Source organism: Nocardia sp. NPDC004260, from assembly GCF_053603155.1.
In genome coordinates, this window is the sequence record NZ_JBSGEZ010000034.1 from 72,012 (window position 1) to 78,765 (window position 6,754).

Annotated in this window: 9 protein-coding genes; all 9 read left to right on the forward strand. The window is 69.4% G+C overall.

Annotated features, from left to right (window positions below):
• Positions 1-36: 36 nt before the first annotated feature.
• On the forward strand, positions 37-1,005 hold the full coding sequence (locus ACWEO7_RS20860; RefSeq protein ID WP_452425387.1) for a hypothetical protein: 969 nt from the start codon (positions 37-39) through the stop codon (positions 1,003-1,005).
• Positions 1,006-1,020: 15 nt separating this feature from the next.
• Positions 1,021-1,899 (forward strand): MinD/ParA family ATP-binding protein, encoded by an 879-nt coding sequence (locus ACWEO7_RS20865; protein ID WP_450025884.1) that lies wholly within the window; start codon positions 1,021-1,023, stop codon positions 1,897-1,899.
• Complete coding sequence (locus tag ACWEO7_RS20870; RefSeq protein ID WP_356961661.1) at positions 1,896-2,558, forward strand: DUF6668 family protein; 663 nt, start codon at positions 1,896-1,898, stop codon at positions 2,556-2,558. The genes ACWEO7_RS20865 and ACWEO7_RS20870 overlap by 4 nt, the downstream gene beginning before the upstream one ends.
• Before the next feature lie 51 nt (positions 2,559-2,609).
• Positions 2,610-2,906, forward strand: a complete 297-nt coding sequence (locus ACWEO7_RS20875) for a hypothetical protein (RefSeq protein ID WP_039799032.1) — start codon at positions 2,610-2,612, stop codon at positions 2,904-2,906.
• Between the two features lie 8 nt (positions 2,907-2,914).
• Positions 2,915-3,190 carry a hypothetical protein gene (locus ACWEO7_RS20880; RefSeq protein WP_452425389.1) on the forward strand — a complete coding sequence of 92 codons (276 nt, stop codon included), beginning with the start codon at positions 2,915-2,917 and terminating at the stop codon, positions 3,188-3,190.
• Between the two features lie 31 nt (positions 3,191-3,221).
• The gene (locus tag ACWEO7_RS20885; RefSeq protein WP_355070513.1) at positions 3,222-3,878 is read left to right on the forward strand and encodes a hypothetical protein; all 657 of its coding nucleotides are present in this window, start codon (positions 3,222-3,224) and stop codon (positions 3,876-3,878) included.
• A complete protein-coding gene (locus tag ACWEO7_RS20890) occupies positions 3,875-4,687 on the forward strand; it encodes a hypothetical protein (protein ID WP_379251037.1) in 813 nt (270 codons plus the stop codon). The genes ACWEO7_RS20885 and ACWEO7_RS20890 overlap by 4 nt, the downstream gene beginning before the upstream one ends.
• Positions 4,681-5,517, forward strand: a complete 837-nt coding sequence (locus ACWEO7_RS20895) for a hypothetical protein (RefSeq protein WP_452425392.1) — start codon at positions 4,681-4,683, stop codon at positions 5,515-5,517. The genes ACWEO7_RS20890 and ACWEO7_RS20895 overlap by 7 nt, the downstream gene beginning before the upstream one ends.
• A partial coding sequence (locus ACWEO7_RS20900) for a hypothetical protein (RefSeq protein WP_452425394.1) occupies positions 5,511-6,754 on the forward strand: 1,244 nt, incomplete at its 3' end. The genes ACWEO7_RS20895 and ACWEO7_RS20900, both read left to right, overlap by 7 nt.

The window sequence follows — 6,754 nt, forward strand, 5'->3', positions numbered from 1 at the left end:
GCGATACTGCGTGCCCTGCTCTGCGGGAATGGGGGAATGTTGAAGTCGTACAAACAGCTTTCCCGCTGGTACGGCGCTCTCGAGCCGACGGTCGGTACGCCAGAGGCGGGCAAGCCGGATGAGGCGGACACCATCGCACCGGCAGACGACGACGCGCCGTCGCGCTACCCGGACTACATCCGCGACGACACCGAGCCGTGGCAGCGCAAGCCCGAGGAGGTCCCGTCGGATCTGCCCGCGCAGCGCAGCGAATTCACCGGCGGGTGGTCGGATTGGGTGGTGACCGGCCGGGCGCCCGGCCCCGATGACGACTACGTCGCGCCGCGGCAGGCCGAGCCGGTCAAGTTGCCGTGGGCCGACGACGACATACCCGAGCCGGTCGAGCGGCCGCGCCCTGCGGTGTCGCGTGCGCTGCGCCAAGCCGCCCGCGACCATCCGGCGGTGCGCCGAGCACGGCTGCTGCTCATCGGGATCGCGGCGGTGCTGATCATCGCCGTCGCCGCGGTGTGCGTGCTGCTGGTGCTGCGCTCCGCCGCCGGTCGCGCCGCGCTGCCCAAGGACTCACATGTGTCCGCGTCGGTGCAGCTCACCGTCGGCGGTGTGCACGCGGGCGGTGACCCGCGCGCGGTGAGCGCGGGCGCCTGCCCGACCGAGCGCAGTGACGCGATCGTGCGCAGCGCGGAGCCGGGCGGCACGGGCTCCGGACCCGACGCGGTGCTGTCGTTCCAGTACGCGTACTACGTCGAACGTTCGGGGGACCGCGCCCGCGCGGCCGTCGCGGCGGACGCCGACGTCCAACCCGCCTGGGTCATCCAGCGGGGCATCGACTCCGTCCCGATCGGCACGACGCACTGCGTGCGGATCGTGACGGTCGCGGACAACCGGTATTCGGTGGAGGTCACCGAGTACCGGCCCGGCGGCGCGCCCGCCACGTACAACAGGCAGACGGTCACCACCGCGGTGATCGACGGCCGCACCCTGATCACGGGTATCACGGCCGGATAAAGGAGAGCAGAGGCGATGGGAGAGGACTGGAGCCGCTGGCTCGACGATGCGCCCGGGGAGGGCGCGGCGTCGAGCCGGCCGGTGCGTTCGAAGGCTCCGGTGGTGCGGTTGCGGCGCGGCAAGGGTGACGGTTCCGATGCGGATCGTCCGGCGCAGCGGCCGATCCTGGTGGTCGGTGGATGCGGTGGTGCGGGGACCACGACGACGGCATTGGGTTTGGCGGGTGAGATGGGCACGGGTGGAACGCCGACAGTCGCGGTGGACGCCACTTCGGCGGGCAGTGATCTCGCGCTGCGTGGCGCGGACGAGCATCTGCACCCGATCAGTTTGCAGTCCTGGTTGTACGGACGCGGTGACGACGAGCCCGCGCCGTTGAAGGAGTGCCTGTCGCGGGCGACCTCGGGCGTCGGCCTGCTGTGGCGCGATGCCGCGCCGCTGCGCAGGCGTGCGACCTATCTCACGGTCGCCCGCGCGGTGCGCGACGCCGGATACACCGGCGTCTACGACGGGGGGCATCCGATTGCCGCCCGGCAACTGCTTCCCTTGCTCGATGACGCGGAAGTCGCTCTGATACTTGCCATTCCGGCGCGCAACGACGCGGCCAACCGGCTGCGGGTCGCCCTGGAATGGCTCGACGACCAGTTCGGCGCCGCCGAGGAAGGACACGGCGGCGGCATCGTCGGCGACACCACCATCGTCATCTCGCACCAGTATCCCGGCGACGACTCCCGGGTAGCGGATCATTTGCGCAAGCACCTGTCCGGCTGGGTCCGCGATATCAGGGAGATTCCCTACGATCCGCATCTGGCCCGTGGTGAACTCGTGCGGCACGCCTCGTTGGCGGACGAGACGCGCCGGGCGTATGGGCGCCTGCTCGCCGGGGTGGCATCATGACCGCCGCCATGATTTTTCCGCGTCAGCCCGATCCCGCGCCCGCCGGTGTGATCGCCCCGCCGGAGTCCCGCCGTGCCGCCGTCTGGGACCGTCCCGTACCGGGTGTCGGCCGTGCGCCGCTGGTCTGGCTGCTGGGTGTGCACGGCGGAGCGGGAGCCAGTACCCTCGCGCATGTGCTTGCGCCCGCGGCGGATTCGGGCCGCCGCTGGCCCGGCGTCTTCGACCGCGAAAGCCCGTTCGTCGTCCTCGTCGCCAGGGAGACCATCGCCGGTCTGTCTCGCGCGCACGACCTTCTGCGCCAACATCTTTCGGGTTTCGCGGGTCCTTCCGACGTGCTCGGCCTGATCACCGTCGCCGCCCGGCCAGGACGGATGGCTCCCGAGATCCGGCGCTACCGAGACGTGGTCGGCTCCCTGGCCGGACAGGTGTGGCAGGTGCCGTGGTACGAGGAGTGGACGCTGGTCGAACCGGAGCAGCTGCCGGTGTGGTCGCCCGGTGACCTGGTGCCACCGAGGAAACGCAAGCTCGATCTGCTGGAGGAAGTCCCGCTCGATGTCCGGGAGCTCGGCGCCGACATCGTGGCGGCAGCTCGGACGGCACTGGAGGAGGCCGGCTACGACCGCGGGTCTCCGGATCTTCGCAAGCCGTCCGATGAGTGAACGTCCGCATCGCATCGGCGACCACCACCCACTATTCGAGAAAGGCACCCGATGAGCACGCTCCTCCTCGCCGTGCAGGACACGTACGGCACCGTACTCGCGCAAGTCGGTAATCCGACGCCCGAGGCGCCGCCCGGTTCGGAGAAGATCCTGCAGCTGGTGCGGTATCTCACGTGGTTCGTCCTGTTGTCCGGGATCTGCGGCATCGTCTACGCGGGTGGCAAGTTCGCCTGGGAGAAGTGGACCGGTGGTGGTCTGGAGTCGCCGAAGATGGTAGCGGGCGCAATGATCGGCGGCGTGGTCGCCACGAGCGCGGGCACCATCATGAACGCGGTCATCGGGACCTGATGTCGGCGATGGGTACCGTACACATGCTCGCGGCCGGGCCGCTGGCCTACAAGCAGATGCCCGCGGACGTCCTCGCACCGCTGATGCAGCTGCTGAACTGGCTGCTGTGGTTCGTCCTTCTGGTGTGCCTGGCCTGGATGATCGTCTCCGCGGGGAAGCTGTGGCTGGTCTTTCGCAGTGACCTGGCCATGAACGATGCCTCGCACGGCGTTCTGATGAGCCTGCTGGGTGCTGTGGTGGCGAGCACGGCGTCGGGGATCGCCCTGGCGTTCCTGCCCGCGTGAGCCGCCGGAGCGGGACGGGGACGACGCGGGAATGAATTCGACAGTACTGCGGCCGGCGGACACCGCGGCGTGGCGGCGTGACATCCGCCGCCCCGCGGCCGGAGTCGTCGGCGCCGCGCTGCTGTTCGCGGCGGTCGGCTGCGGCGGTGGCGCGGACTCGGTGGGGCCGGACCTCTCGGCCGCTCCCACCGATGTGCGGTGGCAGCCGTTCCAAGGCGTGCCGCTACCGCACACCGGCCAAGGACCGCGGTCGACGGCCGACGGCGCGGCGACCGGTTTCGAGCACTCGCCGCGCGGCGCGGCCATCGCCGCGCTGACCCACTCGGTGCGGCTGGCCGTGGCGGCCGATACCCAATGGGCGAAAGTCGCTGCCGCGGAACTGGTTCCGGGCCCGGCCAAAGACGAGTGGGCGATCAACCGGGTGCAGCTTTCGATCACCGGCCCCGCGGGCCCGGAGTTCGCGCCCCGTTTGCTCGGCTACAAGATCACCGGCTACTCGGAGTCGCGGTCCACCGTGGACGTGTACACGGAGTACTCCGACAGGTCGAAGGCGGTGCACCACACGGCCGTGGAGTGGTTCGGCGACGACTGGAGATTACGGCTGCCGGATCCGGATTCGACCGTGCGACCGATCGATTCGATCGACGCATTACCTACCGACATCGTGAAAGTGGAGGCACCGACGTGAGCGACAGGGAGTCGTACGCGCGCGACCGTGTCTCCTTCGGGATCGTCGCCTCCGCCGCCGTGCTGGCGCTCATCGTGGTGGTCGGCATCTTCGTTTTCGTCAGCCGTGACGACGAGCCGGTCGCCGGCGCGCCCGCCGTCGCCGAAGGCTCCGGTGGCACCGGCTTCGCGAGCCCCGAGCTGGACATCCTCGGCAGACGGGTCGACATCCCGAACAACGCTGCCGGGCAGCCGCTCGCGCAGGACCCCTCCCGGCAGCGCAAGCCCAGCGACGCGGACTGGCTGACCGCCGCGCCGGAGGGCACCGCCGAACCACACGGCTGGCAGCGGGTGTACGGCGCGTCCGTGCCGTTCTCCACCTCCGACGGGCCGACCCGGATCGAGGACGACTTGGCCGTCGGGTACTCGCACACCCCGCAGGGCGCGGTGCTGGCCGCGGCCCAGATCACCTACCGGCTCAACGCCCGGCCCGCCCACCGTGATCTGTACGTGCGCCAGGTCCGGGTCTCCGCCCAGCAGATCGCCGCCTACGACAAGGCGCTGGCCGACTCCCGGCTGCCGAAGCAGCAGCCGGAAAAGGTGACCCGCTACTTCGTCGCCTCGGACGCGTTCAAAGTGGATGACTACGCCGACGATCTCGCCATCGTCCGGTTGGCCACCAGGGGCCCGGTGATCGACGGCAAACAACTGTGGGCGGCGACGCGTCTGGCCATGGTGTGGGACGCGGGCGATTGGCGCCTGAAGCCCACGACCACCAACAACGCCCAGACCGAGTACGTCGAGTCATTGCAGGGGTGGACGCGATGGTGAGTCGTAGGAGGTCTTCCGATCGCATGCCGCCTGCCGTGCTGGGCGCGGGAGCGGTACTGGCCGTGGCGGTGGCCGCGGTCGTCACCGTGTTCGCGGTCCGCGACGACGACGCGGCAGCCGGCCAGTTGTCGCAGACGACGGCATCGGCCGACCTTTCCGGCGCACCCGGTCCGGGGTCGTCCTTCGCCGGAACGGGTGCGGACTCGTTCGGTCATCGTTTCGATATCCCGAAAGATCCCGCCGGGCAGGCACTCTCGCAGTCGGGCGCGCCACGGACGCCGACCGATCCGGAGTGGCAGACCGGCGCGCCGGGCGGGACGAACCAGCCGGGCGGTTGGCAACAGGTGTACGGCGGCCCCGTCGTTCCGTTCTCGACTACCGATGGACCCGCGCGCGTCGACAACGGTGTGCCGACGGGGTTCGCCAAGACCCCGCAGGGCGCCGCCCTGGCCGCCGAGCAGATCTACTGGCGGACCGTGGCCCGGCCCACCGACCACACGCTGTGGCAGCGGCTGGTGATCCTCACGCCCGAGGAACTCGCCGACCGGGAGCGCAGGATCGCCGAGGGCAAAGTGCCCGACGTCTTGCCGGAGAGCGTCAAACCGCTGCTGTACGCGTCCGACGCATTTCGAATCGAAAGCTATGGTGACGATTTCGCTGTTGTTCGTGTCGCCCGCAAGACCCGTGAGTTCCTGCACGGCGGGCGAAGTTGGGTGGCCATGAGACTCAACGTGGTATGGCGTGACGGTGGCTGGAGATTGAAGTCGTCCGCGGGCGACACGCAGCCGCTCGAAACGATCGGTTCGATCGATGGGTGGACACAATGGTGAGGCGGCTAGTCACAATCCTCGCGGTCATCTTCACGGTGATGATCGCGACTCCGACCGTGGCCTACGGCCAGACGTACGGCTTCGACGATACGTGCAACGAGATCCACGACAGCCTCGACGGCCTCGGGCTGCCCGGCTTCACCCTCGGTGACGCCGCGTCCGCCGCGTGCAAGGCGGGCAATGCCGCCTCGCATCCCAACCAGGCTGCGACGGCGGTGAAGGACAAGGCCTGGGACTCCACGTTCGGCAAGGTGGTCGATTCGCTGATGAACGGTCTCGGCGAGGCCATCATCCTGGCGTTGACCTTCTGGATGAAGGTGCCCAACGAGGCGGTCAGCGATTCCGGTTCGTTGTTCACGAAGATCAACGACTACACCTATCAAGCGCAGATCCTGCTGCTGATAGCGTCGGTGATCCTGTCCGGGGCGCGATTGGCCGAAGCCAGACGCGGGGCCGCGATGAACGAGGCGGCCGAATCGTTCCGGATGTTCACCCGTGTCGTGTTCAGTTCCTGGATGCTGGGCGCGGTCATCGTCGCTGGCACGCAGGCGTCGGACCGCTTCGCGGAGTGGATCATCGACGACTCGACCAACGGCAATGCCAAGGACCTCGCCGAGCTGATGGTGAAAACCAGCAAGCTGCAAGCGTTTTCGCCCGGCTTGGTGCTGATCATCGCGATCGTGGGCCTGCTCGGCGCGCTCGCGCAGATCGTGCTCGCCATCGTCCGGCAGGGACTGCTGGTGATCGCGGCCGGTGTGCTCCCGCTGGCTGCGGCGGCCTCCGGCATGAACATCGGAAAGCAGTCCTATCAGAAGCTCATCGGCTGGATCATCGCCTTCATGTTGTGGAAACCGGTGGCGGCGATCGTCTACATGATCGCGTTCACCACGGCGGGCCACGTCGACTCGCTCACTCCGACCAGCGGCTTGCCCGACGGTGAGCAGGCCCAGCGCATGCTGGTGGCGATCGTGCTGTTGTGCAGCGTGGCATTCGTGTTGCCCGCGCTGATGCGACTGGTCACTCCGGCCGTCGCGATCGTCGGCAGCGGCGGTTCGGGTTTCACCGCGGCGGGCGGCACCTTGGTCGGTGTGGCGGCTCTCGGCGCCATGGGCACCAAGGCGGTCGGCGTGAAGGGCACGGCGGCGCCGGGCCGGGCAGGCTATGTGAGCGGCAGCGGCACCGGCCCGCGCCCCGGCGGAGCGGGCGGACCGCGTGGTGGCGGCGGCGCACCTCGGCC